A 23,341-nucleotide genomic window follows, 5' to 3' on the forward strand; every position below is an offset into this window, starting at 1 on the left:
CTCGTCGACATGTTCGCGCGGCGGCTGCAGATCCAGGAGCGGCTGACCACCCAGATCGCCCAGACGCTCCAGGAGGTCCTCCAGCCGCGCGGAGTCGCCGTGGTCATCGAGGCCCTCCACATGTGCATGCTCATGCGCGGCGTCGAGAAGCAGAATTCCAAGGCCGTGACCTCCGCCATGCTCGGGCAGTTCCGGGACCGCCCGGAGACCCGCGCCGAGTTCATGGAGCTGATCAGGTCGCGGGGCGGCCTCGTCCTGTGAGGCTGGCGGGCCAGGTCGCCGTCGTCACCGGGGCGGGGCGGGGCATCGGCCGGGCCGTCGCCACCGCATTCGCGCGCGAAGGCGCCTTCGTGGTCCTGGCCGCGCGGTCGACGCGCGAGCTCGCGTCCATTCAGCGTGAGATCGAGGCAGCAGGTGGGCGGGCCCTGGTGGTCCCGACGGACGTCAGGCAAGAACCCGCGGTGGCGGCGCTCGTGACCCGCGCCCTCGCCGAGGGCGGGCGCCTCGACTGCCTCGTGACGGCGGCAGGGCTCGCGGCCTTCGGGCCGGTGGCCGATGCCAAGACCGAGGACTGGGACCAGCTGATCGCGGTCAACCTGCGCGGCGCCTTTCTCTGCTGCCGCGCCGTGCTGCCCGCCATGACGGCGCAGGGGCGGGGCACCATCATTAACATCGGCTCCGTCGTTACCAGTCGGACTCTTCCGGGCAGCGGCGCCTACACGGCCGCCAAGTACGGCCTCCTGGGCTTCTCGCGGGTGCTGGCCGAGGAGATGCGGCCTCACGGGGTGCGCGTGGGCGTGCTGTCGGCAGGGGCGACGGACACGGCGCTCTGGGATGCCGTGCCCCAGCCGCCTGACCGGGCGCTCATGCTGAAACCTGCGCTGATCGCCGAGGCGGCCCTTCTCATGGCGGCCCTGCCGCCGGAGGCGACCCTCGAGGAGCTGACCCTCCTGCCCCAGGGAGGGGTCCTCTGAGCCGCTTTACGGCCGCGCGGCTCTGCTATACTAAGGGCGCAGTCGCGTACTATCCGACACCGAACCCAAGGAGGGATTCATGATCTCGCTGACCGAAACGGCTGCGAAGAAGATCTCGGACCTGAAGCTCGAAGAGGGTAAGCCGGAGTGGGGCCTCAGGATCCGCGTGGTCGGCGGCGGCTGCTCCGGCATGTCCTACGAGCTCGGCTGGGACGACGCGGTAGGCGCCGACGACGACGTCACGGAGTCGCACGGCGTCAAGGTTCTCGTGGACAGCAAGAGCGTGCCGTACCTCCAGGGCAGCGAGGTCGACTACGTGGACAACAACATGCTGGGGGCCGGCTTCGCCATCAAGAACCCCAACGTGAAGTCGTCCTGCGGCTGCGGATCGTCTCACCAGTTCTAAGCGCTTCACGCACGTCATGAAGGTCGCCGTCCGGTTCTTCGCCCGCTATCGCGAGGCGGCCGGCCGCGACCACGTCGAGTTGGACCTTCCCGAGGGCGGTACGGTCGAGTCGGCATGGGAGGCGGTGGCGAGCCGCTTCCCGGTCCTTCAGCCGTACCGCCCTTTCACGTTGTTCGCCCTCGGCACCGACTACGTTCCGCCGACCCATCCCCTGCGCGCGGGCGACGAGCTCTGCTTCTTCCCGCCCGTGAGCGGCGGCGCGAGCGAAGACCTGGTCGAGGTCACCGCCGAGCCGCTCTCCGAGGAGCGGATCATGGCCGCCGTCGGCGATCCCTTCGCTGGCGGCCTCGTGCTCTTCTCGGGCGTCGTGCGCGAGGAGACGGGCGGGCGGCGCGTGAAGTACCTCGAGTACGAGGCGCACGCGCCCATGGCCGCGGCCAAGATGCGGGAGATCGCGTCGGCCGTCCGCGCGCGCTGGCCAGGCGTGCGCGCCCTGGCGCTCGTGCACAGGATCGGGAGGCTCGAGATCGGCGAGTCGAGCGTCATGATCGCGGTCTCCTCGCCGCACCGGGGCGAGGCCTTTGACGCCTGCCGCTTCGCCATCGACACGCTCAAGGAGACGGTGCCCGTCTGGAAGAAGGAGTACTTCGAGGACGGAGAAGTCTGGGTCGGTCTCCAAGGCGAATGTGACCACAGGCACTGAGCTCCGCGCGCTCGCCCTCGACTCCATTCGCCGCTCCGGGATGCTCCGGGGCGGCGAAGCTGTCTTGGTCGCCGTGTCGGGCGGCGCCGACTCCGTCGCTCTCCTCGACGTGCTCGGCGCCCTCGCGCCAGAGCTCCGCCTCACGCTCCACGTCGTCCACGTCCACCACGGTCTCCGGCCCGCGGCCGACGCCGACGCCGGGTTCGCAGGCGGCCTCTGCGCCCGGCTCGGCATCCCGTTCCACCTCGAGCGCGTCGCGATAAGGCGGGAGCCGCCCTGGGAAGGCCTCGAGGCGGAGGCGCGCCGCGCCCGCTACGGCGCCTTCCGCGAAGTTGCACGCCGCGTGGGCGCGCAGCGCGTCGCGACGGCCCACACGGCCGACGACCAGGCCGAGACGGTCCTCATGCGTCTCCTCGAGGGCGCCGGCCCGCGAGGGCTCGCGGGGATCGCCCCCGTGCGCGGGATCTTCATTCGGCCGCTCCTCGGCGCGCGCCGGGCAGACATCGAGACGCACCTGCGCGCGCGAGGGCTCGCATGGGTCGAGGACGCGAGCAACAGCGACCCGCGCTTCCTGCGCAACCGCATCCGCCACGATGTGCTGCCCTTCCTGGCCGAGGGTGTCGAGCCCGGGATCGTTCAGCACCTGGCGCGCTCGGCCGCTCTCGTGCGCGCCATGGTCGACGACCTCGAGCGCGTCGCCGCGCGGGAGCTGCCGCGGCTCGGGCGGCGGGGCGCGGCAGGTTGGGTGTTGAGCGTCGCCGACCTGGCGGGGCTGCCAGGCGAGGCGGCGGCCGAGATGGTGCGGCAGGCCGCGCGCGATCTCGGGCACTCGGGCGCCCTGCGCGGCCACGCTCAGAAGGCCCTTCGCGGGCTGCTCGTGCCCGGGGCGCGGCGGGGCGCCCTGCGCTCGGGAGGCGTGACCGTCGAGCGGAGCGGCCGGTGGCTGCGCGTGGGGCAGGGGAGACTCCCGGCGCTTGCGGCCCACGAGTTTCCGGTGCCGGGTGAGCTCCCGCTTCCCGAGGTCGGCCTGGTGCTGGACGCCCGCTGCTTCGAGCGGGCCCCAGGCTATGCCGCCCCGCGCGAAGCCGCGCGCGCGGCCTTCGACGCCGATCTCCTCCCGGGCCGGCTCCACGTGCGCGGCAGGCGGCGCGGGGACCGCTTTGCGCCGTTCGGCGGCCCTGCCGAGCGGCGGCTCAAGTCCTTCCTGATCGACGCGGGCGTGCCCCGCTGGGAGCGCGACCGGGTGCCCCTCGTCGAGGCGGGAGGCGACATCATCTGGGTCGCTGGGCTCCGGCGCGGGCAGGCCGCCCCGGTCGGGCCGGGGACGCGGCGTATCCTCGAGGTGACGCTTCGATCTCCTCTGGCGAGGCAAGAGGCGGGAGAGTAAGATGGCGCGCCAGGAGGGAGCATGGGCCAGGAGGGGACATGGCAATGATGCGGGAGCGCTTGCTGACCACGGGGATGCTGTTGGCTGCGCTCTGGCTCGTCCCGCAGCCGGCCGCAGCTCAGTCCGGGCCTGCCGTCGCCACGTGGCCCGACAGCAATACCATTCTCCACGCGCTGGAAGACGCCTTCGCCTCCGTCGCCGATCGGGTGACGCCGTCCGTGGTCAATGTGAGCGTCAAGCCCAAGAAGGCGCCCCCCGGCGAGGGCGGCCAGCCTCCCGAAGGCGAGCAGCGCTACCGCGATTTCTTCGGCCCCGAGTTCTACGACCGCTTCTTCAAGCGCCGCGCGCCGCGCGAGGAGGCGCGCTCCGCGGGCTCAGGCGTCATCGTGGACGCTCGCGGCTACATCCTGACCAACGCCCACGTCGTGGAGAGCGCGGCCGAGATCGAGGTGCGGCTGTCCGACGACCGCAAGTTTGTCGCGACCCTCGTGGGGCGAGACCCGAAGACCGATCTCGCGGTCGTCAAGATCGACCCGGGTGCGGGCGCGCTGCCGTCGGCGGAGCTCGGCGACTCCGACAAGCTCCGTATCGGCCAGTGGGCCATCGCCATCGGCAACCCGTTCGGTCTCGACCGGACCGTCACGGTCGGCATCATCTCCGCGACCGGACGCACGCGGGTCGGCGTGGCGACCTACGAGGCGTTCATCCAGACCGACGCCTCCATCAACCCCGGCAACTCGGGCGGGCCGCTGCTCAACCTCGACGGGCGCGTGATCGGCATCAACACCGCCATCGTGTCCTCGGGGCAGGGCATCGGCTTCGCCATTCCCATCAACATGGCCCGCGAGGTCATGACCCAGCTGATCGCGAAGGGCCGCGTTGTTCGCGGCTGGCTCGGCATCTCCATCCAGGACCTGACGGACGACCTCGCTGCCGGCTTCGGGGTCCCCAGCAAGGGCGGAGTGCTGGTGGCGGACGTGCTGAAGGACGGCCCGACCGAGGCCGCCGGCATGAAGCCGGGCGACATCATCGTCGAGCTGGGCGGCGCTCCGATTAAGGAGGTGACCGACCTCCAGAAGCGCGTGGCCGCCATCCCGCCCGGGCGCTCCGTCGCTCTCACGGTGCTGCGCGACGGCAAGACCTCCAATCTCACGGTCAAGATCGGGGAGCAGCCGGGTGAGGAGACCGTGGTGGCGGCCGGATCGAAGGGCGAAGGTCTCGGGGTGACGATCGAGGAGCTCGGCGAGGACGCGGCGCAGGCGTACGGGCTGCGCGGGCGCTCCGGCGTCGTGGTCACCGACGTGGCGCCTGACAGCGCGGCGGCGGCGGCCGGCATCAAGGAGGGCGACCTCGTCCTCGAGGTCAACCGCCGCCGGGTCGACAGCGTCGAGGAGTTCAAGAAGGCGGTGGCCGCGCTCAAGCCGGGCGAGGCCGTGCCCGTGCAGATCGCGCGGAGCGGGGCCGGCCGCGAGTACGTCGTCCTCAAGGTCCCGGACAAGCCCTGAGGCCATGAGCGCCGATTCCGAGCCATCCCGTCCCAGGCCCGTGGCGCTCGTCATTGACGACGAGCAGGGAGTGCGCGAGTCCTTCCGCGTCATTCTCGATGGCGAGTTCGAGGTCCTCGAGGCCGACGAGGGCGCCAAGGGGCTCGAGGTCCTGCGCTCCCGCCGCGTCGACGTCGTGCTGCTAGACGTCCGGATGCCCGGGCCTCCCGGCCCGACCTTCCTCCCCCAGATCCTGGCTCTCGACGACCGTCTCGCCGTGATCATCGTCACGGCGGTCAAGGACGTGCGCACGGCCGTCGAGGCAATCAAGGGCGGCGCCTACGACTACGTCACCAAGCCGTTCGACGTGGACGAGATCCTGGCCCTCGTGCGGCAGGCCGCGGAGCGGCGGGCGCTCGAGCGTGAGGTGCACTGCCTCCGGGCCGAGCTCGACCGCGCCCAAGGTTTCGACGCCCTGGTCGGGCGCCACCCGTCCATGGTCAGGCTCTACGAGCTCATCGCTCAGGTGGCGCAGACACCGGCGACCGTCCTGATCGCGGCCGAGACCGGCACCGGCAAGGAGCTCGTGGCCCGCGCCATCCATCGGCAGGGACCGCGGCGCGCCCAGCCTCTCGTGGCCGTCAACCTGGCGGCCATTCCCGACACGCTGCTCGAGTCCGAGCTCTTCGGCCACGAGAAGGGCGCCTTCACGGGCGCCCACGCCCGGAAGATGGGCAAGTTCGAGCTGGCCCACGGCGGCACGCTCTTCCTGGACGAGGTCGGCACGCTCCGCGTGGATCTGCAGGCCAAGCTCCTGCGTGCGCTGCAGGAGCGGGAGATCGAGCGGCTGGGTGGAGGGCGCCCCATCCCGGTGGACGTGCGGATCATCGCCGCCACCAACGTGGACCTCAAGGCGGCGGTGCGCGCCCGGGCCTTCCGCGAGGATCTCTTCTACCGGCTCAACGTGGTGCCGATCGCGATTCCCCCGCTTCGCGCCCGCAAGGACGACATCCCGATCCTCGTCGAGCACTTCCTCCGGAAGTATTCGCGGGAGTTCAAGAAGGACGTTCGCGGCATCTCCCGCGGGGCCCTGCCGGCGCTCCACGCCTACGACTGGCCCGGGAACGTGCGCGAGCTCGAGAACATCGTCGAGCGCAGCGTCGCGCTGGCGACGGGCCCGGTCGTCCGCCTCGACGACCTGCCCGTGGACCTCGCGATCCGCGAGATCAACCAGCGGACGGGCGGCGACGGGGGGCAGACGTCGCTGCCGCTCCACGAGGCCCGCGATCGCTTCGAGCAGGCCTACGTGCTGCGCGCGCTCGAGCGCGAGAACGGGAACCGAAGCCGCGCCGCGCGGCTCCTCGGCGTGCACCGCAACACCCTCCTCGCCCGATTGGCGGCCTGGGGTGTCCGCCCCGAGGACAGCTCTCGCGCCCTGCCGCCCGCGGCGGGCGAGGGCCGTCCCTGAGCCCCGGTCTTCGCCGCCCCGCCGCGCTCCTGGCGGCATTCGTCGCCATCATCGGCTTCGGAGCTCCCTGGGGCTTCGGAGCTCCCTGGGGCTTCGGAGCGCCCGGGACCGCCTGGGGCCAGCGCGGGATGCCCGAGAAGCCGCTGATCATGGCTTTCACGCCCTCGCGCGATCCAACGGCGCTCCAGGAGGCCGCGGACGCCTTCGTGGCGGCGGTCGCGCGACTATCGGGTGTGCCGGTGCGGGCGCAGGTCGCCTCGGACTACGCGGGCGTCGTGGAGGCGCTCAGAAGCCGGCGCGTGGACCTGGCCTTCGTCCACCCGGTCGGCTACGTCCTGGCGCGGCGCGAGGCCGGCTGCGAGATCCTCGTGCGCGACGTCTGGGAGGGCAAGACCGCTTACACCGCGCGCTTCTACGTCCGCGAGTCGAGCGGGATCAAGCGCGTCGAGGAGCTGCGCGGCCGCACAATCGCCTTCGTGGACCCGGCGTCGAGTTCGGGTTACATCTATCCGATGGTGCTGCTGATCAAGCGCGGGCTGGTCCGAGATCGCGACCCGAAGACGTTCTTCAAAGAGGCCCTCTTCGCGGGCACGCACGAGGCGGCGCTGCGGACGCTGCTCCAGGGCCGGGTGGACGCAGCCGCCACGTTTGACAGGGCGCCCCAGATCCACCTGAAGGATCCAGCGCTCGTAGCGCAGCTCGTCGCCGTCGGCGAGACGCCGGAGATTCCGGAGGCGGGCATCTGCGCCCGCCCGGGGCTGCCCGCGGCCGCGATCCAAGCGCTCAAGCGGGCGCTCCTCGGCATGAAGCGGCCCGAGCACGCGGTGGAGCTCAAGGGGATCTACGACATCGACGGCTTCGTGGAGGCGCGGGACGCGGACTACGATCCCGTCAGGGACGCTCTGGAGCTGCTGGACTACCGGCCGAATCGCTGAAGCGGGCGGGCTACTTGCGGTTGAGGCACTTGATCAGGCGCCAGCCGTTGAAGAGATTCACCTTGGCGGAGAGGTCCGGGATGAGGCCGACCTGCTCGAGGAGCGGCTCGAGCGGAAGATTCGATTTCCAGCCCAGCCGCGTGCACACGGGCGAGATCAGGTCCTCGAGGCGCCCGACCACGCGGCGCTCGCTGCGGAAGTGGTTCAGGAGCACGATGTTGCCGCCCGGCTTGACCACCCGGCGCATCTCCCGCAGCACCGCGACGGGGTCCGGCACGGCGCTGATCGTATAGGTCGCCACCGCCGCGTCGAACTCACTGTCGCCGAAGTCCATGACCGTGGCGTCCATCGCCTTGAGCGTGATGTTGTTGAGCGCGAGTTCCACGACCTTGTCCTGCGCCTTCTCGAGCATCTCCTCCGACAGATCGATGCCCGTGATGCGGCAGTTGGCGGGGTACAGTGGCAGGTTCAGGCCCGTGCCGATGCCGACCTCGAGGATCTGCTCGCCGCCCTTGATGTCCAGGAGCCTGATGGCCTGCTCCCGACCGGGGTGGAAGATCCAGTCGAACACGAAGTCGTAGGCGGGGGCGTAGATCTTGTAGGCCCGCTTGACCTGCCGTTTCTCCAACGCCGCGTCCACAGAAAATCGCCTCCTGCGGGGTTCTGCCGGTAAGCCAGAAGCCAGCCTCCGCACTTCTAACACACCGCGCCCACGGTTGCCAAGCGCTTTCTGACCTCTTGATCCTAAAGGAGAAACGTCGTTCGATTGACGGCCGGACCGGAGAGGGAAAAAAGGCCGCCGCGGGCTCGTCTCGGAGCTCACTCGAGACTTCTCGCCGGCGGGTTGGGCGCGCCGGGGCGCTCCTCTGCCGCCAGCTGAGCTTCGAGTTGGCGGATGCGCGAGCGCAGCTTCCAGTGGCGCAGGAGGCCCGCGCAGGAGGCGAAGATGAGGCCGCCTAGCACGGACAACAGGATGACGAGGGCCAGGGGTATGCCCTCCGCGCGCCAGGCGATGAATCGGATCACGACCGGGTCCATGTTTTGCAGCGCGAAGACCGCGCAGGCCGCCCCTACGAGGGCCATCAGGAAGTAGGCGAGTGTCATCGCGCTCAGCTCCTTCCGCCGTTGGCGCCGAGGGCCCGGAGGAAGCGCTCCACGATGCGGGCCTGGCAGCCGGCGCCCTTCGTCGGCTCCTGGCCGGACGCGAGCAGCGCGTCGGCGGGCAGGACGGCTTTGGCCATGGTCCGGTGGCCGCCCGCCGAGCCCAGGTCGCCGAAGGCCGCGCGCGTCACGTCACCCGCGCTCCTGACGTAGCCGACGCTGCGCACCGAGACGTGGATGTCGTCACCGACCACACCCGAGACCACCGACCATTCGACGCCCTCGGCTTGGAGTCCGAAGTCGGCGAACTGCGGAATCAGGTCCGCGGTGGCGACGGGGCCAAGGTGGGAGAAGAACACGCCCTTGACGATCTTGCGCTTGGCGAGCCCGGCCGCCAGGGCGTCGAGCGCGGCCTCGCCGAGGGCGGGGCGCTCGATGCGGCGCAGCGCGTTGTGGTTGGCGAGGAGGTAGAGGAACGCGAACGCGTCGAGGTCGGCGCGCGTGCCGCCCCGCTCGAGCCCGAGCGTGTCGGCCTTGATGCCGTAGAGCAGCGCCGTCGCGAGGCGCTGCGTGATCTTGACGTCCGCGGCCCGCAGGTACTCGACGAGGATGGTCGACGTGGCGCCGTACGACGGCCGCACATCGCGGATCCGCGCGCGCACCGGCTCCTCGACCGGGTGGTGGTCGATGACGAGGTCGACCTCGACGAAGCGCTCCTCGAGGAAGGAGGGCTGGACGTCCACCATGGCGACCCGGTCGAAGCCGTGCATCTCGCGCGTCGTGATCGGCTCGACATCGATGTCGAGGATCTCGCACATGGCGATGTTCTCGGGCCGGGTGATGGTGCCGAAGGTGCAGATGGGCGCTCCCGTGCGGTTGCGGCCGAGCAAGGTTCTGAGCGCCAGGGCCGAGGCGATGGCGTCGGGGTCGGGATCGTCCTGCATCAGGATGAGGATGCGCGAGGCGCCGTCGAAGTGGGCGCGGATCTTCTCGACGCGCGTCCGCTCCTGGGCGCGCTCGAGCTCCGGCTGGAGCACGCGCTCGGCGAAGGCGCTCCACGGCACCGTGATGGCGCCGGGGACGTGGAGCCGATCGTCGCCCACGACGAGCACGGCCGCGTCGGGGAGCGCCGCGCGCACCGCCGCGGCGACCCGCGGCGTGCGGCCGGCCGGCGCCGCCACGACGAGAGGCCCGCGGCCGCGGCCGAGCGCGCGGCGATACGCCTCGGGGTCTTCGGGATCGCCCGTGATGGCCCGCGCCTTCCGCCGCGCGAGACGGGCGCGAAGCGCGGGGCGTGACACGAGGTAGAGCGGCGGCTCGCCGCCCAGGGCGATGTGGCCCTCGAGGTGGAGGACGAGGTCTTCCGGCAGGACCAGCACGGGACGCATGGAGAACCCTCGGGAGGCTTCTAGCGGCGCGCCCGGCGGCGGTACGCGCGGGTGCCCGCCCGCACGCCGGCGCGGACCGCGCGCGTCAAGCGGCCGGCTTTAAGTCCTACGGTATCCTTCGAGGCAGCCAGGGTGCGGGCGATCAAATCCAGGGACTCCTTGAGGGTGGTCTGCGCTCGGGTGATCTGGTCCGCGGCGCGGCGCTCGAGGCTCTCGAGCTTCGCGCGCGCGGCGCCCACGCTGCCGGAGGCCTCCGCGCGGAGCGTCTTGAGCTGGCTCTCGAGATGCGCGAGCCGCGTCTCGAGTTGCTTGAGTCGGGTCTGCGCGGCGCTCCGCGCGGGACGGCGCTTGGATCGCTCGGCCATGGGTCCTCCCGTGTAACGGCGTGGATGTATCAGCACCTTGACCTCTACCTCATGGGCACCTCTACCTCATGGGCAACTGTACCTCATTGGCACCAGTACGTCATTGGCTAGCCGGGGGCAAGCAGCTTGGCCTGCGGGACGGGCGGGACCTCAAGGGGCGAAGGCCGTCCAGAGCTGGAGCGCGAAGGCGGCGGCCGTGAGCGCGAGGCAGGCCGCGGCCAACACCCGATGGACCCCGCGCTCGGGATGTTGGTCGCCCGCGCCCAGCAGGAGCGCCACGAGCACCCCGCCCAGGAAGCCGCCGGCGTGTCCCCAGTTGTCGACTCGCATTCCGGGGAGTAGCCCGACGACGAAGAGGATGAGCGCCCAGCTGCCGTACTGCCGGAGGACGGCGGCCCCGAAGAGGCCGCCGCGGCGCCTCCCGTACCACACCATCGCGCCCAGGACACCGAAGACGGCGCCCGAGGCGCCGAGCGTGAATGGATTTCCCGCCGCGTTCGAGAGCAGGAAGCCCGCGGCGCCGCTCAGCGTGAACATCACGACCGTCCGAGCCTGTCCGTACACCTCTTCGACGTCCGGGAGGAGCTGGCGGATCCAGAGCAGGTTGAAGAGGATGTGCAGCAGGCTGCCGTGAAGATAGATCGCGGTCAAGACGGTCCACCAGTGGCCCGCCTGCCAGGGCACAGCCCCCGCCATGCCGAGGGCAATGAGGGCGCGGCCGCCGGGCGCGAGCAGGTCGAAGACCCCGCGCGGAGCGAGCGCCGCGCGGGGATCGAGGGCGAGAGAGGCGATGTAGGCGGTGATGGCTACCACCGTCACCAGGGCGGCGAAGTCGAGCCCGCCGATGAGGCGGCCGATCGCGGGCCCGAAGCCCCAGAGTCCCGGGTTCCGCCGGCCGCAGTAGAAGCAGACGGAGGCGTCCACCCGGTTCAACTTGCCGCAGGCGTAGCAGAGGCTCGAGCCCGATCTCTGGCGGAACACTAGCAGGCCGCGCAGGCCGCCGATAAGGGCCCATCTGTTTCGTTGGCGCCCTCGGCCGCGGGCTCAACGTACCAGGGGTACGCCTCGCCCGCAGCCTTCGGGCGCCGCCTCGCATCTGGGTCCTTCTCGACGCCCTGCAAGGTGAACTTAGGTCTCACGAGGCGCTGGCATCCGGCTAGGCGCCGTACTTCGCGAGGCGGAGGCCGTTGGCCATCAGGAGTGGCATGAGGTCCTGGGCCGGCAGGATCCCGAGGGCTCCGCCGGCGCAGTCGCGCTCGGTGAAGCGGCTGACATGATCGGCGCCACAGTAGGCGCTCGACACCAAGGCGGGCACGGGCTGCCAGCCGTGCGCCGCGAGGATGGACGGCGTCGAGTGGTCACCGGAGACGGCCAGCACGTCGGGCCCGAGTGCCTGCACGTCGGGCAGCCGCGCGTCGAAGCGCTCGAGCGCTGCGACCTTGGCATCGAAGTCGCCGTCTTCGCCCGCCTTGTCCGTGTCCTTGTAGTGGAGGAAGAAGAAATCGAAGTTGTTCCAGTGCCGCTTGAGCGTGGCGATCTCGTCGGCGAAAGTCGGGCCCGTGTCGAGCACGTCCATGCCGACGAGGCGCGCGAGGCCGCGGTACATCGGGTAGGCGGCGACGGCCGCCGCTCGCAGGCGGAAGGTGCCGGGAAAGAGCGGGATGTCCGGCTGCTTGTCGAACCCGCGCAAGAGGACCATATTGGCCGGCGCCGCGTCCCGGAGGAGCGGCCGCGCGCGCTCGACGAACTGGTTGACGGCAGCGGCCGCGCGCTCGGCCGAAGGCTCGAGCGCCCGCGCGCGGAGAGGCGGCGCCCCGAGCGCCTGCGGATCGGTCTCCGATACGCGTCCCGAAAGCCCCTCGCCGCGCAGGACGAGGACGAAGCGATGCTCATTGAGGGGCTCGATGACGATCTCCGCGCCGTCCACCGTGACGCTCCGAAGCTTCTCGCAGAGCGCAACGCACAGCTCCGTCGCGATCCGTCCCGCCCGCCGGTCAGTGATGCGCCCCTGGGCATCCACCGTGCAGAAGTTGCCACGCGCGGCGACGTCGCCCGGCTTGAGATGGAAGTCGATGCCGAGGGCCTCGAGGACGCCGCGGCCCACCGGGTGCTGGAGCGGGTCGTAGCCGAAGAGGCCGAGATGGCCCGGCCCGCTCCCCGGCGTGATGCCGGGCCCCACGTGGCGGAGGAGGCCGCACGCCGAGCGCTTTGCCAAGGCGTGGAGGTTTGGCAGGCGGGCCGTTTCCAGCTCGCTCTTTCCAGTGCCGGGGCGCGGCAGGCCGCCGAGCCCGTCAAGGGAGCAGAGGATGATCTTGGTGGTGTTCGGTTGGGCCAGGTCGTGCAGCAGGCCCAGGTCCATCTAGGCCGAGGCTTCCTTGTTCTCGCCGAAGTCGGGCGGCACCGTCGGCCCCCAGGCGTAGAGCGCGTCCTCGTCGGCCCAGTCCCGCGGCTCCCAGGCGCACGCCTCGGGAATGTAGTCGAGGTCGTAGTAGTACTCGGCGAGGCTGCCCCACGGGTCGCGGATGTAGTAGAAGAAATTCGAGCCGATGACGTGGCGCCCGAAGCCCCAGCCGGGCTGCCAGCCGCGCTCGATCATCCGCGCCGCCCCCATGCCGATCTCGTCGACGCTGCCGACCTGGAAGGAGCCGTGGTGGAAGCCGGGCGCTGTGGAGGTGAGAAGGGCGAGCGCATGGTGGTCGGTGCCGCAGCGCATGAAGGCGATGATGTCCCGCGAACGGTCCGACAGCTTCATGCCCAGCACGCGGATGTAGAAATCCATCTGGCGATTCAGGTCGGGGCTGAACAGCAGGACGTGGCCCAGCCTGCGCGGGGCGACCGACATGTCCCGCGTCGGCGCTCCTCTGACCGCCTGGCGAGCCGCGTAACCGGGGCCGTTGAGCGCGGGGGGCGGGTCGGCGGGCAGCGGTGGCGCCGCCTCGTCGCGGATATTCACGAGATTGCCGTCCGGGTCGCGCACCCAGATGCCGCCTTCGGGAGCGCCGCGCGGCGGGTCGATCTCCTTTACGCCGGCCGCGGCGAGCGCCGTTCGGGTCTGCGCGAAATCTTCCCCCGTGGCGCCGTAGCAGAGATGATGCAGGCGCTTGCGCGGCCCCGCGTAGAGCATGACCGCCTCGCGTGTCTGCCGCGCGGGCTTGAGCCGCACTGCCTCGCCGTTGCCGGTCGCGTCTACCAAGCCGAAATCCTGGTAGTACTTCTGGCCGACCGTCTGGTCGGGCACCTCGAGCGCGTAGTGGAGAAACGATTTCACCGCCATGCCGGGCCTCCTGCGACGACGCCGCTACGCGTCCTTGACTGGGTTCTCGAGCGTGCCGAGCCCTGTGATCTCGAGCTTGCAGACGTCGCCGGGCTGGAGCGTGACCGGCGGCTTGCGCGAGAACCCGACGCCGGCCGGCGTGCCGGTCGCAATGAGATCACCGGGCGAGAGCGTCATAATGTTCGTCAGGTATTCAATAATGCGGCCCAGGTCGAAAATGAAGTTCTTGGTGTTTCCGTGCTGCATCAGCGTGCCGTTGACCCAGCACTTGAGGTCGAGGGCATGTGGGTCAGGGATCTCGGACCGATCGGCGATATATGGACCAACAGGGGCCAAGGTGTCACCGATTTTTCCCGGGCCCCATTGGCTCGTGTGGAACTGGAAGTCGCGCGCACTTGCGTCATTGATGATCGTGTAGCCGTAAATGTAGTCGAGCGCCTTATCCCTCGGGACGAACCGCGCGGTCTTGCCGATGACGACGCCCAATTCGACCTCCCAATCAAAGGTCTTCTCTCCGCGGGGCCGAAGAATAGGCTCACCTGGGTCTTGAATGGCGTTGTTCCACTTCGGGAAGACTGGGGGCTCCTTGGGAATGGGATTGCCTGACTCTTCGGCATGATCTCTATAGTTGAGCCCAATGCAAATGAACTTGCCCGGGTCGTTGATGGGGGCGTGCAGCCGAACGGTATTGGCCGCGTGGCTGACGGGCTCGAACTTGCCCGCCTTGGTCGCGTCCACCATGGTCCCCAGCATGTCCTGGGTGGCCGAGCCGCCCTCGAGGAAGCCGCGCGTGCTCTGGGGGAAGAGGGCGGCCGCGATGGCTGCCGAGCGTACGACCCCCTTGGCTGAGAGCCAAGCGGCACAGCTCGCCTCGAGGTCCACCACGCGATCCTGGCCCATGAAGCAGCCCAGGCGCGGGGAGTGGCCGTTCTGAGAGAACCGGACGATCTTCATGTAGGGCCTCCTTGGATTCCCATGGGGGGTTCCGATGGGCGGCGAGGTGCCGCGGGCGGCATTCTAGCACCGTTTCGGGGGGCCGGGAGGCGGCTTGAAGTGGCTGGTTTTTCTTTGATATAGTCCCTACAGTGACTGTAAGGTAGTGTTCACGATGTAGTGGCAGCAGCTCCCGAGACCGTCGGGGCAAAGAGCCGGTTACTTGCCAGAGCCTGTTGCTTGGAGGTACGACCATGAAGATCTCCCCTTGGATCTCCGCGGCACTCGTGGCCGCCCTGTTCGTGACGGGTCCGCTGGCTCCCATGGCGGCCTTCGCCCAGGCCCCGAAGATGGGACAAACCCAGCAGGCCCAGACTGTGCCCGCAGTCGATCCTCCGCTCACCAGCCAGAAGCCTGGGCAGGAGCGCATGCCTGTCGATCCCGTGGAAAAGATGCTCATGCCCGCCTTCGAGCCCATGACCAGCAAGGATCCGACCGTCGGCGACGCTGTTGCGGCCGGTTTCATGAACGTGGTCTATGTCCCCGGCAAGGCCATCATCTGCACGGCGGGCGTCCTGACCTCGACCCTGCTCATGCTGCTGACGTTCGGCAGCAGTTACCGCGCGGCCCGCGGCGTGTTCCTCGAGGGCTGCGGCGCTCCGTGGGCGCTGACGGCTGATAACGTGTCGGGCAAGACCCCGGGTCCCGGCGACCCCGGGTACGATCCCTCCGGCCGCTACTAGTTGGGCCGTATTCCACCGGAGTATCTCCCGCCCCGCGAGGCGTGGCCGGAGCGCGTCTACACGCTGCCGGAGCTCCGGGCCTACCCGCAGCACCTGAATTCCACGGAAGAGCTCCTCGACCGCCACGTCGCCGAGGGGCGCGGCGACCGCGCCGCGATCCTCTTCGAAGACCAGCGGATCACCTACGCCGCGCTTGCCGCCCAGGTGAATCGCTTTGCCGGGGCGCTCCGGGGGCTCGGCATCGGGGAGGAGGACCGCGTGCTGCTGCGCGCCCCGTCCATCCCGCCCGCCCTCGTCGCCAACTTCGCTGTCATCAAGCTCGGCGCCGTCATCGTCCCGATCTCGCCGCTCTTCTCGCGCGCCGAGATCGCCCACGTAGCGACCAACACCGAGGCAGTAGCCCTCATCGTGGCCCAACCGCTCCTGGAAGAGGTGGAGCGGGCGCGGGCTGGGCTCGCAACGGTCCGCCACGTCATCGTCATCGGCGGAGATGCCGCCCTAGTCCGCGCCAAGGGCTTCATTCCGTACGCGGACCTGATGGCCCAGGCGCACCCCCCGGTGGAGCCCGTCAGGCGCGACAGGCTGGCGGTCTCCGTCCTCCTCTTCACCTCGGGTACCACGGGCTTGCCCAAGGGCACCGCGCACGTCATGGAAGAGGCGCTCGTCGTGCCCGACACCTTCGGCCGTCACGGCTGGCGCGTCACCCCGGACGATGTCATCGGCGGGCCCGCGCCCTTGTCGGTGGCTGCGGGCTACTCCACCCAGGCCGTCATCCCGTTCCGTTTCGGCGCCGCCGCGTCGCTCCTTCCACGATTCACCCCCGAGGCCATGTTCGAGCAGATCGGGAAGCACGGCATCACCGTCCTCTCCATCCTGCCCACGGCCTATCGCAAGATGCTCCAGGTCCCTGACGCGCGCGCGCGGTACGACCTCTCCTCGGTGCGCCTCTGCACGGGTGGGGGCGAGTCCCTCGGCGCCGAGACCTATCAGGCATGGAAGGACGCCTTCGGGCTCGAGATCTTCGAGGGGCTCGGCACGACCGAGATGATGTACGTCTTCATTTCGTCCGCGGTCACGCGCCGGGTCAAGCCCGGGGCCATAGGTCCGGCCGTGCCGGGCTACGAGCTGCGCGTCATCAGCGAGGGAGGCAAGGACTGCCGGCCGGGGGAAGTCGGGCTCCTCGTCGTCAAGGGCCCGACCGGGACGCTCTACTGGCGCGATCCGGACAAGCAGGGGCGCGCGGTTCGCAAGGGCTGGTGCTTCGCAGGCGACTTCGTCACCATGGACGAGGAGGGCTACGTCACCTTCCTCTCGAGGGAAGATGACCTGATCAAGTCGTCGGGCTACCGCATCGGGCCCGAGGAGATCGAGGGCGTCATCGCCCGGCACCCAGCCGTGGCCGACTGCTGCGTCATCGGCGTGCCGGACCCGGTGCGTGGGCAGAACACTCGCGCCTATGTCGCGTTGAGGCAGGCAACCGCGCGACGGGAAGGACTTGAACAGGAGATCGTGGACTCCTGCCGCGACGCGCTGGCCGTCTACAAGCTGCCGCGCGAGGTGGTGTTCGTCGACTCGGTGCCGCGCGCACCGGGTCCGGCCGGCCCCGGCACGGGCAAGCTCCTCCGCCGCGTGCTGCGCGACGCCGCCGTCTAGGCCGTCGAGGCGGCGTATGGCCCGCTCCCGCCGATGGGCCGTCCCGCTCGTCTTTGTTTTGCTGCTGGCGGGCTTCGCGGCCGGCATCTGGGGCAGCTATCGTGAGGTCTACCCCGGGCAGGGCCTCTTCCGGGTCACCGGGGTTTTCGAGGGGCGTGGGGGCGACACCCTGATCCTCGTCAGCCACGACGCCGCGCCCGGCGTCATGGACGAGATGAGCAGGATGGCCTTCTACGCCGAGACGAAGGAAATGCTGGACGGCGCCGGCCTGCGTCGCGGAGACCGTGTCCGCCTGACGGTGAGGCAGCTGCCCGACCGCTATCTCGTGGTGGAGATCCGCAAGATCCAGTGACGGTGTCAAAGGAGCCGCTCCATGGCAGATGAGGACTTCTCGCTCGAGACGCACCGCTTCGCCCCACCGCGCTACTTCGACGACTTCCGCGTGGGCGAGCGCTTCTACATCCCCTCGCGCACCATGACGGACGCGCTCTTCGCGGCCTTCCAGCTGGCTTCGGGCGACAACCACCCGATCCACTACGACCGTCCGTACTGCCGCGCGCGCGGCCACCGCGACCTGCTGGCCCACGGGCTCATGGTTGCCGCCCAGGGCGCGGCCGGCGCCGGAATCTTCCCGCACGTGGTCGGCGACGCCCTCGTGGCGTTCCTCGACCAGTCCTCGCGCTTTCTCAAGCCCGTCTACGCGGGCGACACGCTGTATCCGATGCTCGCCATCACCCGGCTCGAGCCGGGCCGCACGACAGGCGTCGTGGCGATGCGCGTTACCATCCACAACCAGGACAAGGAGCTGGTCATGGACGGCGAGCACCGGTATCTCCTGCGAAGGAAACCCTGAGGAGAACCCCCAAGGAGGACCCAATGCCCTACCGCATCAACCACATCCATCTCAAGGCGTCGGACCCGCGACGCACCGCCGAGTGGTACGTCGGGGCGTTCGACTTCAAGATCGTCAACGACGAGACGCGCGTCTTCGGCGACCGCTTCGTGCGCTGCCAGAGCGCCGACGGCGGCATGGCGGTGAATATCTCGGGCCCGCGAACGGGAGAGACCCTCCGGCCGGGAGACGCCTCCGCCCACTTCGGTCTCGAGCACTTCGGCTTCGACTCGACCGACATCGAGGCCGACATCCGTCGGCTCGAGGCGCTGGGCGCCAAGCTTCTCGAGGGTCCCATCCAGGTGCCGAACGGCGCGCGCATCGCCTTCATGCGCGCGCCCGACGACACGCGCGTCGAGCTCGTCCAGCGCTCGACGATCGCGGGCGGCTGCTGCTGACCGCCAGGCCGCCGATAAGGGCCCATCTGCGTCATTTAGCAAAGACTGTTGGGGCGCCCTCGGCCGCACGCTCGTGGCCGTTCGAGCTGAGGGGCGCAGCCACGAGGCGAGGGCTGAGACAGTCATACGCCTCGCGTGCGGCCCTTCGGGCGCCGCCTCACATCTGGACCCTTCTCGGCGCCCAATGCCGCCCGTTTGCATTACGAGCGAACTCTTGACTCGGGAGGCTAGAACGGTTGGGGGGTGCCCTCAGGGTCCCGGCTGAGGCGAAGGGCGATGGTGGGCTGAACGAACTCGGCCCGCCGGCGAAGGAGCCCCAGGAGCGCGCGGGCAGCGATTGGTCAGGCTCTCGGTGCGGGCAAAGGCGCCGCGCAGGAGAACCTGCGTGTCAAGAACGACTCTGGGCCCGGACAGCGCGGACGGCCTCGCCTATAACAGCCGCAGCAGTGATCTCGGGAACATCGGCCTGGGCTCGTGCACGCTCGATGAGGGCGTCGAGTTCCTCATCGGAGAAAGTCGTCAGCGCGCGGTCGAATTCCTCGAGACCGGCCCGTGTGCTGAGAAGGACGGGCAGGACCTCCTGCGCGAGCGCCTGCCGGTCGTCCTCTGGCAGGGCCCGGATCTCTTCGGCAAGGGACCGGACTCTTGATGTGGCCATGCCTTACTCTATCACGCTCCTCGAGGCCTTGGAGGTGACCCAGGTTCGGCAGCCTAAGCGGGAAACGGCCCGCGCGAACCCTCTTCCTCATCGTCCTTGACCGCTCCCGGCCGGGAGCATAAGCTCTCGGCACCTGTCCGACCTTCCGAGCGATGATCGCTGCTGAGGGTCCAGCATGTTGTGTCCGCGCTGCCACGCTGAGAATCGGGAAGGGCGCCGTTTCTGCGCCGAGTGCGGGGAATCGCTCGCCCTTTCGTGCCCGTCCTGCGGCTTCGTGAACGAGGGCAGCGAGAAGTTCTGCGGCGGCTGCGGTGCGCCAAGCGCCGGGTCCCGCGACGCCCCTCAAGCCAGATTCGCGTCGCCGGAGACGTACACCCCCAAGCACCTCGCCGAGAAGATTCTCACCTCCAAGACCGCGCTCGAGGGCGAGCGCAAGCAGGTCACCGTCCTCTTCGCTGACCTCAAGGGCTCGATGGAGCTCCTCGCCGACCGGGATCCCGAGGATGCCCGCAAGCTCCTCGATCCCGTCCTCGAGCGCATGATGGAGGCCGTCCACCGCTACGAGGGGACGGTCAACCAGGTCATGGGCGACGGGATCATGGCGCTGTTCGGGGCGCCCGTGGCTCACGAGGATCACGCCGTGCGGGCCTGCTACGCCGCTCTGCGCATGCAGGACGCCGTGCGGCGCTACTCGGAGGAGCTCCGTCACTCGCAGGGGATCGAGGTCCAGATTCGCCTGGGGCTGAACTCGGGCCAGGTCGTGGTGCGGTCCATCGGGAACGACCTCCACATGGATTACACGGCGGTGGGCCAGACAATCCATCTGGGGGCGCGGATGGAGCAGCTGGCGGCGCCGGGAAGCACTCGGATCACGGCCGACACGCTCGCGCTGGCCGAGGGGTACGTGACGGTCAAGTCGCTCGGCCCGGTCCCCGTGAAGGGCCTGAGCGAGCCGATCGAGATCTACGAGCTCGTCGGCACCGGCGTGGCCCGCACAAGGCTGCAGGCAGCGGCGCAGCGCGGGCTCTCCCGCTTCGTGGGCCGGAACGCCGAGCTGGAACAGCTCCGGGCCGCGCTCGAGAAGGCGGTCCACGGCCATGGCCAGATCGTGGGCGTGGTCGGCGAGCCGGGCGTGGGGAAGTCGCGGCTCTTCTGGGAGTTTACGCACTCCCACCGTCTGCACACCTGGCTCGTGCTCGAAAGCTCGTCGGCCTCCTATGGCAAGGCGACCGCCTACCTGCCCGTGATCGATCTGCTCCGCGCCTACTTCCAGGTGCAGAGCCAGGACGACACGCGGACGATCCGTGAGCGGGTGACGGGCAAGCTCCTCACCCTCGATCCGGCTCTCGGGACGGCGATTCCTGCGGTGCTGAGCCTCCTCGACGTGCCGGTGAACGAGCCGGCCTGGCAAGGGCTCGACCCGACGCAGCGCAGGCGGGAGACGCTCGATGCGGTCAAGCGGCTCCTGCTGCGCGAGAGCCAGGTGCAGCCCCTACTCGTCGTGTTCGAGGACCTCCACTGGGTCGACGGCGAGAGCCAGGCGGTGCTCGACAGTCTCGTCGAGAGCCTCCCCGCCGCGCGCATCCTGGTCCTGGTCAACTACCGCCGCGAGTACGAGCACCGCTGGGGGGCCAAGACCTACTACACGCAGCTCCGGCTCGATCCACTCCCCGTGGAGACCGCCGGCGAGATGCTCGACGCCCTCCTGGGCGCGGATGCCGGTCTTCACCCCGTCAGACAGCTCCTGCTCGAGCGCACGGAAGGCAATCCATTCTTCCTCGAGGAGTGCGTCCGGACGCTGATCGAGACGAAGGTCCTCGTCGGGGAGCGTGGCGCCTATCGCGCAACCGGAGCGGTCGAGAACATCCACGTGCCGGCGACGGTCCAGGCGATCCTCGCGGCCCGCATCGATCGACTTCCGCCCGAGGACAAGGCCCTGCTCCAGGTGGCGTGCGTCGTTGGTGAGGACGTCCCCTTGACGCTGCTCCAGGCGGTGGCCGCGGTGCCCGATGACATGCTGCGCGCGGCGCTCGCCCGGCTGCAGGCCGCCGAGTTCCTGTACGAGGCGGCCCTCTTCCCCGACGTGGAGTACACCTTCACGCACGGCCTCACGTACCAGGTTGCCTACGGCTCCCTGCTCCACGAGCGGCGGCGCCATCTCCACGCCAGGGCCGCCGAGGCCCTCGAGCGGCTCGCCGCCGGCCGCGTGAGCGAGCACGTGGAGCGGCTCGCGCACCATGCCCAGCGGGGCGAGCTGTGGGAGCGCGCCGTGGTGTACCTGCGCCAGGCCGGCGCCAAGGCGCTCGCGCGGTCGGCGAGCCGCGAGGCCGCCGCCGCGTTCGAGCAGGCGCTCGCCGCCCTCGCGCATCTCCCCGAAGGCCGCGCCACGGTGGAGCAGGCGATCGACCTGCGCTTCGAGCTTCGCCAGGCCTTGCAGCCGCTGGGCGAGCACCAGCGCGTGGTCGACTACCTCCGCGAGGCCGAGACCCTCGCCGCGACACTCGACGATCAGCGCCGGATGGGCTGGGTCTCCGCCTATCTCGGCCAGTACTACACGTGGCTAGGCGAGCCGGAGCGTGCAGCCGAGGCAGGGCACCGTGCGCTCTCGATAGGCGGCGCCGGTGGTGACTTCGGACTCCAGGTGGTGGCGAACGTTTTCCTGGGCCTGCTCGCCTACACGTCCGGTGACTATCAGGGGGCGAAGGAGCACCTGCGCTGGAACGTCGATGCCCTCACGGGGGACCGCGTCCGCGAGCGCTTCGGACTCAGCGGCCTGCCGGCGGTGCTCTCGCGCAACATCCTGGCCTTCGGCGCGGCGGAGCTGGGTGAGTTCACCGAGGCTGCGGCGTATGCCGACGAGGGTCTCCGGATCGCGGAGTCCGTCGGGCTACCGTACTCCCTCATCGCTGCGCTACAGGCCCAGGCCGACCCTCATCTCGCCAAGGGTGACGCCGATCGCGCCCTGCCGCCGCTCGAGCGCGCTCTTGCCCTTTGCGGGACGTGGAACCTGGCGTTCTTCTTCCCCCTGATCGCCCAGCGACTGGGCTCCGCCTACGCCCGGGTCGGCCGAATCGACGAGGCCGTGCCGCTTCTGGAGCGGGCAATCGCTCGGCTCCCTGTGCTCTTCAGAAACCTACGGGCGTCCTTGGACACGGCTCTGGGCGAGGCCTATCTGCTCGCCGGGCGGCCCGACGCAGCGGACGAGGAGGCTCGGCGCGCCCTCACGGTCGCCCAGGAGTGTCGCACGCGCGGATGGCAGGCGTGGGCCCTCCGTCTGCTCGGCGAAGTCAGCTCGCAGCGCGAGCCTCCCCGGGTCACTGAGGCCCAGGACCAATATCGGGATGCTCTCGCTCTCGCCACCAGCCTCGGCATGCGCCCGCTCGTTGCACACTGCGAGTTTGGTCTCGGCAAACTCTACGGGCGCACGAGCAAGCCGCAAGACGCACGGGAACACCTCACGACCGCGATGACAATGTACCGCGAGATGGACATGCAATCCTGGATGGAAAAGGTGGAGCAGGAGTTGAAGAGTCTCGCGTAGTTAGAACGGTTGGGGGGTGCCCTCGGGGAGCGGGACGTCGAAGGCGAAGAGCACCGCCGCGATGGTCTGGTAGTAGCCCGCCAGGACCACCAGCTCGATGAGGCCGCTTACCCCGACCTCCTGCTGGATCTCATCCTGAAGGCGGGACGGCACCGACTCTCGCTGAAGGACGTGCTGCACCACCCGCGCGGCCCGCACGTAGCGCGCCGGCAGTGAGGCCAGGTCGCCGCGCGCTCGGATCCGCTCGATGACGTCGTCCGGCAGTCCTTCCTTTTTCGCCACGGGGGCGTGCATGACCCACTCGAACAGCTGGGCGACGTGGCGCGCGGTGATGAGGATGGCGAGCTCTCGCATATCTCCCGGCAGCGTGGCGTCGAAGCGCAGGTACTCACCGAGGTCGGCGACGCGCTCGGCGAGGGCCGGGTGATGCATCAGCGGGACGTAGGGGCCGCGGATCTTTCCGCGCTTTGCGGCGATCCGCTCGTACACCTTCTGCGCGGCCGGGTCGAGCGAGCCGAGGATGTCGGGGAGCCTGGCCATCGCTCAGCGCCCCTTGAAGACGGGCTCGCGCTTCTCGACGAAGGCGCGCGCCGCTTCCTTGTGGTCCTCGGTCATGCCCGTGCGGGTGTGGTGCCACGCCTCGAGGTCGAGCTGTTCCTTGAGCGAGCCCGACTCGGCGGCATTCATGTTGCGCTTCATGTAGCGGAGCGCGACGCGTGGGCCGCTCGCGATCTTCCCCGCCAGCGCCATGGTCTCTTGCTCCAGCTTGGCATCGGGCACGACGCGGTTGACGATGCCGAGCGCAAGGGCCTGGCTGGCGTCCACCAGCTCGGCGGTGTAGTAGAGCTCGCGCGCCTTGGCGGTGCCGACCAGCTGGGTCAGGAAGTAGCTCCCACCGAAATCGCCCGAGTAGCCGACGCGAGCGAAGGCGGTGCCGAACCGGGCATTGTCGCTGGCGACGCGCAGGTCGCAGGCCAGTGCCAGCGAGAGCCCCGCGCCCGCCGCCGCGCCGCGCACCATGGCGATGGTGGGCTTGGG

General features: G+C 69.8%; 25 protein-coding genes. 15 read left to right on the top strand and 10 right to left on the bottom strand.

The genetic code is table 11. From position 1 onward, the window contains the following. The 8 genes from VGV06_01385 to VGV06_01420 all read left to right on the top strand — a co-directional run. The coding region (locus VGV06_01385) for a GTP cyclohydrolase I (GenBank protein ID HEV2053806.1) at nucleotides 1–261 on the top strand (261 nt) is incomplete at its 5' end. Beyond that, a complete protein-coding gene (locus VGV06_01390; GenBank protein ID HEV2053807.1) occupies nucleotides 258–974 on the top strand; it encodes an SDR family oxidoreductase in 717 nt (238 codons plus the stop codon). The genes VGV06_01385 and VGV06_01390, both read left to right, overlap by 4 nt. 79 nt (nucleotides 975–1,053) lie before the next feature. After that, nucleotides 1,054–1,380: an iron-sulfur cluster assembly accessory protein gene (locus tag VGV06_01395; protein HEV2053808.1), complete on the top strand. Its 327-nt coding sequence runs from the start codon at nucleotides 1,054–1,056 to the stop codon at nucleotides 1,378–1,380. Nucleotides 1,381–1,396: 16 nt separating this feature from the next. Next, nucleotides 1,397–2,083: a molybdenum cofactor biosynthesis protein MoaE gene (locus VGV06_01400; GenBank protein HEV2053809.1), complete on the top strand. Its 687-nt coding sequence runs from the start codon at nucleotides 1,397–1,399 to the stop codon at nucleotides 2,081–2,083. Continuing rightward, complete coding sequence (gene tilS, locus VGV06_01405) at nucleotides 2,067–3,470, top strand: tRNA lysidine(34) synthetase TilS (GenBank protein HEV2053810.1); 1,404 nt, start codon at nucleotides 2,067–2,069, stop codon at nucleotides 3,468–3,470. The genes VGV06_01400 and tilS overlap by 17 nt, the downstream gene beginning before the upstream one ends. Nucleotides 3,471–3,508: 38 nt before the next feature. After that, nucleotides 3,509–4,975: a DegQ family serine endoprotease gene (locus VGV06_01410; GenBank protein HEV2053811.1), complete on the top strand. Its 1,467-nt coding sequence runs from the start codon at nucleotides 3,509–3,511 to the stop codon at nucleotides 4,973–4,975. Between the two features lie 4 nt (nucleotides 4,976–4,979). Next, the gene (locus VGV06_01415) at nucleotides 4,980–6,422 is read left to right on the top strand and encodes a sigma-54 dependent transcriptional regulator (GenBank protein HEV2053812.1); all 1,443 of its coding nucleotides are present in this window, start codon (nucleotides 4,980–4,982) and stop codon (nucleotides 6,420–6,422) included. A 50-nt stretch (nucleotides 6,423–6,472) separates the two neighbouring features. After that, complete coding sequence (locus VGV06_01420) at nucleotides 6,473–7,357, top strand: phosphate/phosphite/phosphonate ABC transporter substrate-binding protein (GenBank protein HEV2053813.1); 885 nt, start codon at nucleotides 6,473–6,475, stop codon at nucleotides 7,355–7,357. Between the two features lie 10 nt (nucleotides 7,358–7,367). Here VGV06_01420 and VGV06_01425 read toward each other — a convergent pair whose 3' ends face one another. The 8 genes from VGV06_01425 to VGV06_01460 all read right to left on the bottom strand — a co-directional run bounded on the left by VGV06_01425 (nucleotide 7,368) and on the right by VGV06_01460 (nucleotide 14,439). Continuing rightward, nucleotides 7,368–7,997: a class I SAM-dependent methyltransferase gene (locus tag VGV06_01425; GenBank protein HEV2053814.1), complete on the bottom strand. Its 630-nt coding sequence runs from the start codon at nucleotides 7,995–7,997 to the stop codon at nucleotides 7,368–7,370. Between the two features lie 179 nt (nucleotides 7,998–8,176). Next, the gene (locus VGV06_01430; GenBank protein ID HEV2053815.1) at nucleotides 8,177–8,461 is read right to left on the bottom strand and encodes a LapA family protein; all 285 of its coding nucleotides are present in this window, start codon (nucleotides 8,459–8,461) and stop codon (nucleotides 8,177–8,179) included. A 5-nt stretch (nucleotides 8,462–8,466) separates the two neighbouring features. Further along, nucleotides 8,467–9,846 (bottom strand): bifunctional oligoribonuclease/PAP phosphatase NrnA, encoded by a 1,380-nt coding sequence (locus VGV06_01435; GenBank protein ID HEV2053816.1) that lies wholly within the window; start codon nucleotides 9,844–9,846, stop codon nucleotides 8,467–8,469. Nucleotides 9,847–9,866: 20 nt separating this feature from the next. Next, the gene (locus VGV06_01440; GenBank protein HEV2053817.1) at nucleotides 9,867–10,211 is read right to left on the bottom strand and encodes a hypothetical protein; all 345 of its coding nucleotides are present in this window, start codon (nucleotides 10,209–10,211) and stop codon (nucleotides 9,867–9,869) included. A 150-nt stretch (nucleotides 10,212–10,361) separates the two neighbouring features. Next, nucleotides 10,362–11,192 (bottom strand): rhomboid family intramembrane serine protease, encoded by an 831-nt coding sequence (locus VGV06_01445; protein ID HEV2053818.1) that lies wholly within the window; start codon nucleotides 11,190–11,192, stop codon nucleotides 10,362–10,364. 175 nt (nucleotides 11,193–11,367) lie between these two features. Next, complete coding sequence (locus VGV06_01450; GenBank protein HEV2053819.1) at nucleotides 11,368–12,570, bottom strand: 2,3-bisphosphoglycerate-independent phosphoglycerate mutase; 1,203 nt, start codon at nucleotides 12,568–12,570, stop codon at nucleotides 11,368–11,370. Next, on the bottom strand, nucleotides 12,571–13,485 hold the full coding sequence (locus VGV06_01455; protein ID HEV2053820.1) for a VOC family protein: 915 nt from the start codon (nucleotides 13,483–13,485) through the stop codon (nucleotides 12,571–12,573). It abuts the gene before it with no gap. 24 nt (nucleotides 13,486–13,509) lie between these two features. Next, nucleotides 13,510–14,439, bottom strand: a complete 930-nt coding sequence (locus VGV06_01460) for a fumarylacetoacetate hydrolase family protein (protein HEV2053821.1) — start codon at nucleotides 14,437–14,439, stop codon at nucleotides 13,510–13,512. 233 nt (nucleotides 14,440–14,672) lie between these two features. On the opposite strand from VGV06_01460, the gene VGV06_01465 reads away from it, so the two are divergent. From VGV06_01465 to VGV06_01495, 7 genes are all read left to right on the top strand, one after another. Then, a complete protein-coding gene (locus VGV06_01465) occupies nucleotides 14,673–15,161 on the top strand; it encodes a hypothetical protein (protein HEV2053822.1) in 489 nt (162 codons plus the stop codon). Continuing rightward, nucleotides 15,162–16,814: an acyl-CoA synthetase gene (locus VGV06_01470; GenBank protein ID HEV2053823.1), complete on the top strand. Its 1,653-nt coding sequence runs from the start codon at nucleotides 15,162–15,164 to the stop codon at nucleotides 16,812–16,814. A gap of 16 nt (nucleotides 16,815–16,830) precedes the next feature. Then, nucleotides 16,831–17,166 carry a hypothetical protein gene (locus tag VGV06_01475; GenBank protein ID HEV2053824.1) on the top strand — a complete coding sequence of 112 codons (336 nt, stop codon included), beginning with the start codon at nucleotides 16,831–16,833 and terminating at the stop codon, nucleotides 17,164–17,166. A 21-nt stretch (nucleotides 17,167–17,187) separates the two neighbouring features. Further along, entirely contained in the window at nucleotides 17,188–17,667 is a 480-nt protein-coding gene (locus VGV06_01480; GenBank protein ID HEV2053825.1) for a MaoC family dehydratase, read from the top strand. Between the two features lie 23 nt (nucleotides 17,668–17,690). Further along, complete coding sequence (locus VGV06_01485) at nucleotides 17,691–18,104, top strand: VOC family protein (GenBank protein HEV2053826.1); 414 nt, start codon at nucleotides 17,691–17,693, stop codon at nucleotides 18,102–18,104. A gap of 385 nt (nucleotides 18,105–18,489) precedes the next feature. Then, nucleotides 18,490–18,753, top strand: a complete 264-nt coding sequence (locus tag VGV06_01490) for a hypothetical protein (GenBank protein HEV2053827.1) — start codon at nucleotides 18,490–18,492, stop codon at nucleotides 18,751–18,753. Between the two features lie 184 nt (nucleotides 18,754–18,937). After that, a complete protein-coding gene (locus VGV06_01495; protein ID HEV2053828.1) occupies nucleotides 18,938–22,303 on the top strand; it encodes an adenylate/guanylate cyclase domain-containing protein in 3,366 nt (1,121 codons plus the stop codon). On the opposite strand, the gene VGV06_01500 is transcribed toward VGV06_01495, so the two are convergent. Together VGV06_01500 and VGV06_01505 are read right to left on the bottom strand one after the other, a co-directional pair. Then, nucleotides 22,304–22,843 carry a carboxymuconolactone decarboxylase family protein gene (locus tag VGV06_01500; protein HEV2053829.1) on the bottom strand — a complete coding sequence of 180 codons (540 nt, stop codon included), beginning with the start codon at nucleotides 22,841–22,843 and terminating at the stop codon, nucleotides 22,304–22,306. Between the two features lie 3 nt (nucleotides 22,844–22,846). Beyond that, the coding region (locus VGV06_01505; GenBank protein ID HEV2053830.1) for an enoyl-CoA hydratase-related protein at nucleotides 22,847–23,341 on the bottom strand (495 nt) is incomplete at its 5' end.

Source organism: Candidatus Methylomirabilota bacterium, from assembly GCA_035936835.1.
Lineage (GTDB): Bacteria > Methylomirabilota > Methylomirabilia > Rokubacteriales > CSP1-6 > AR37.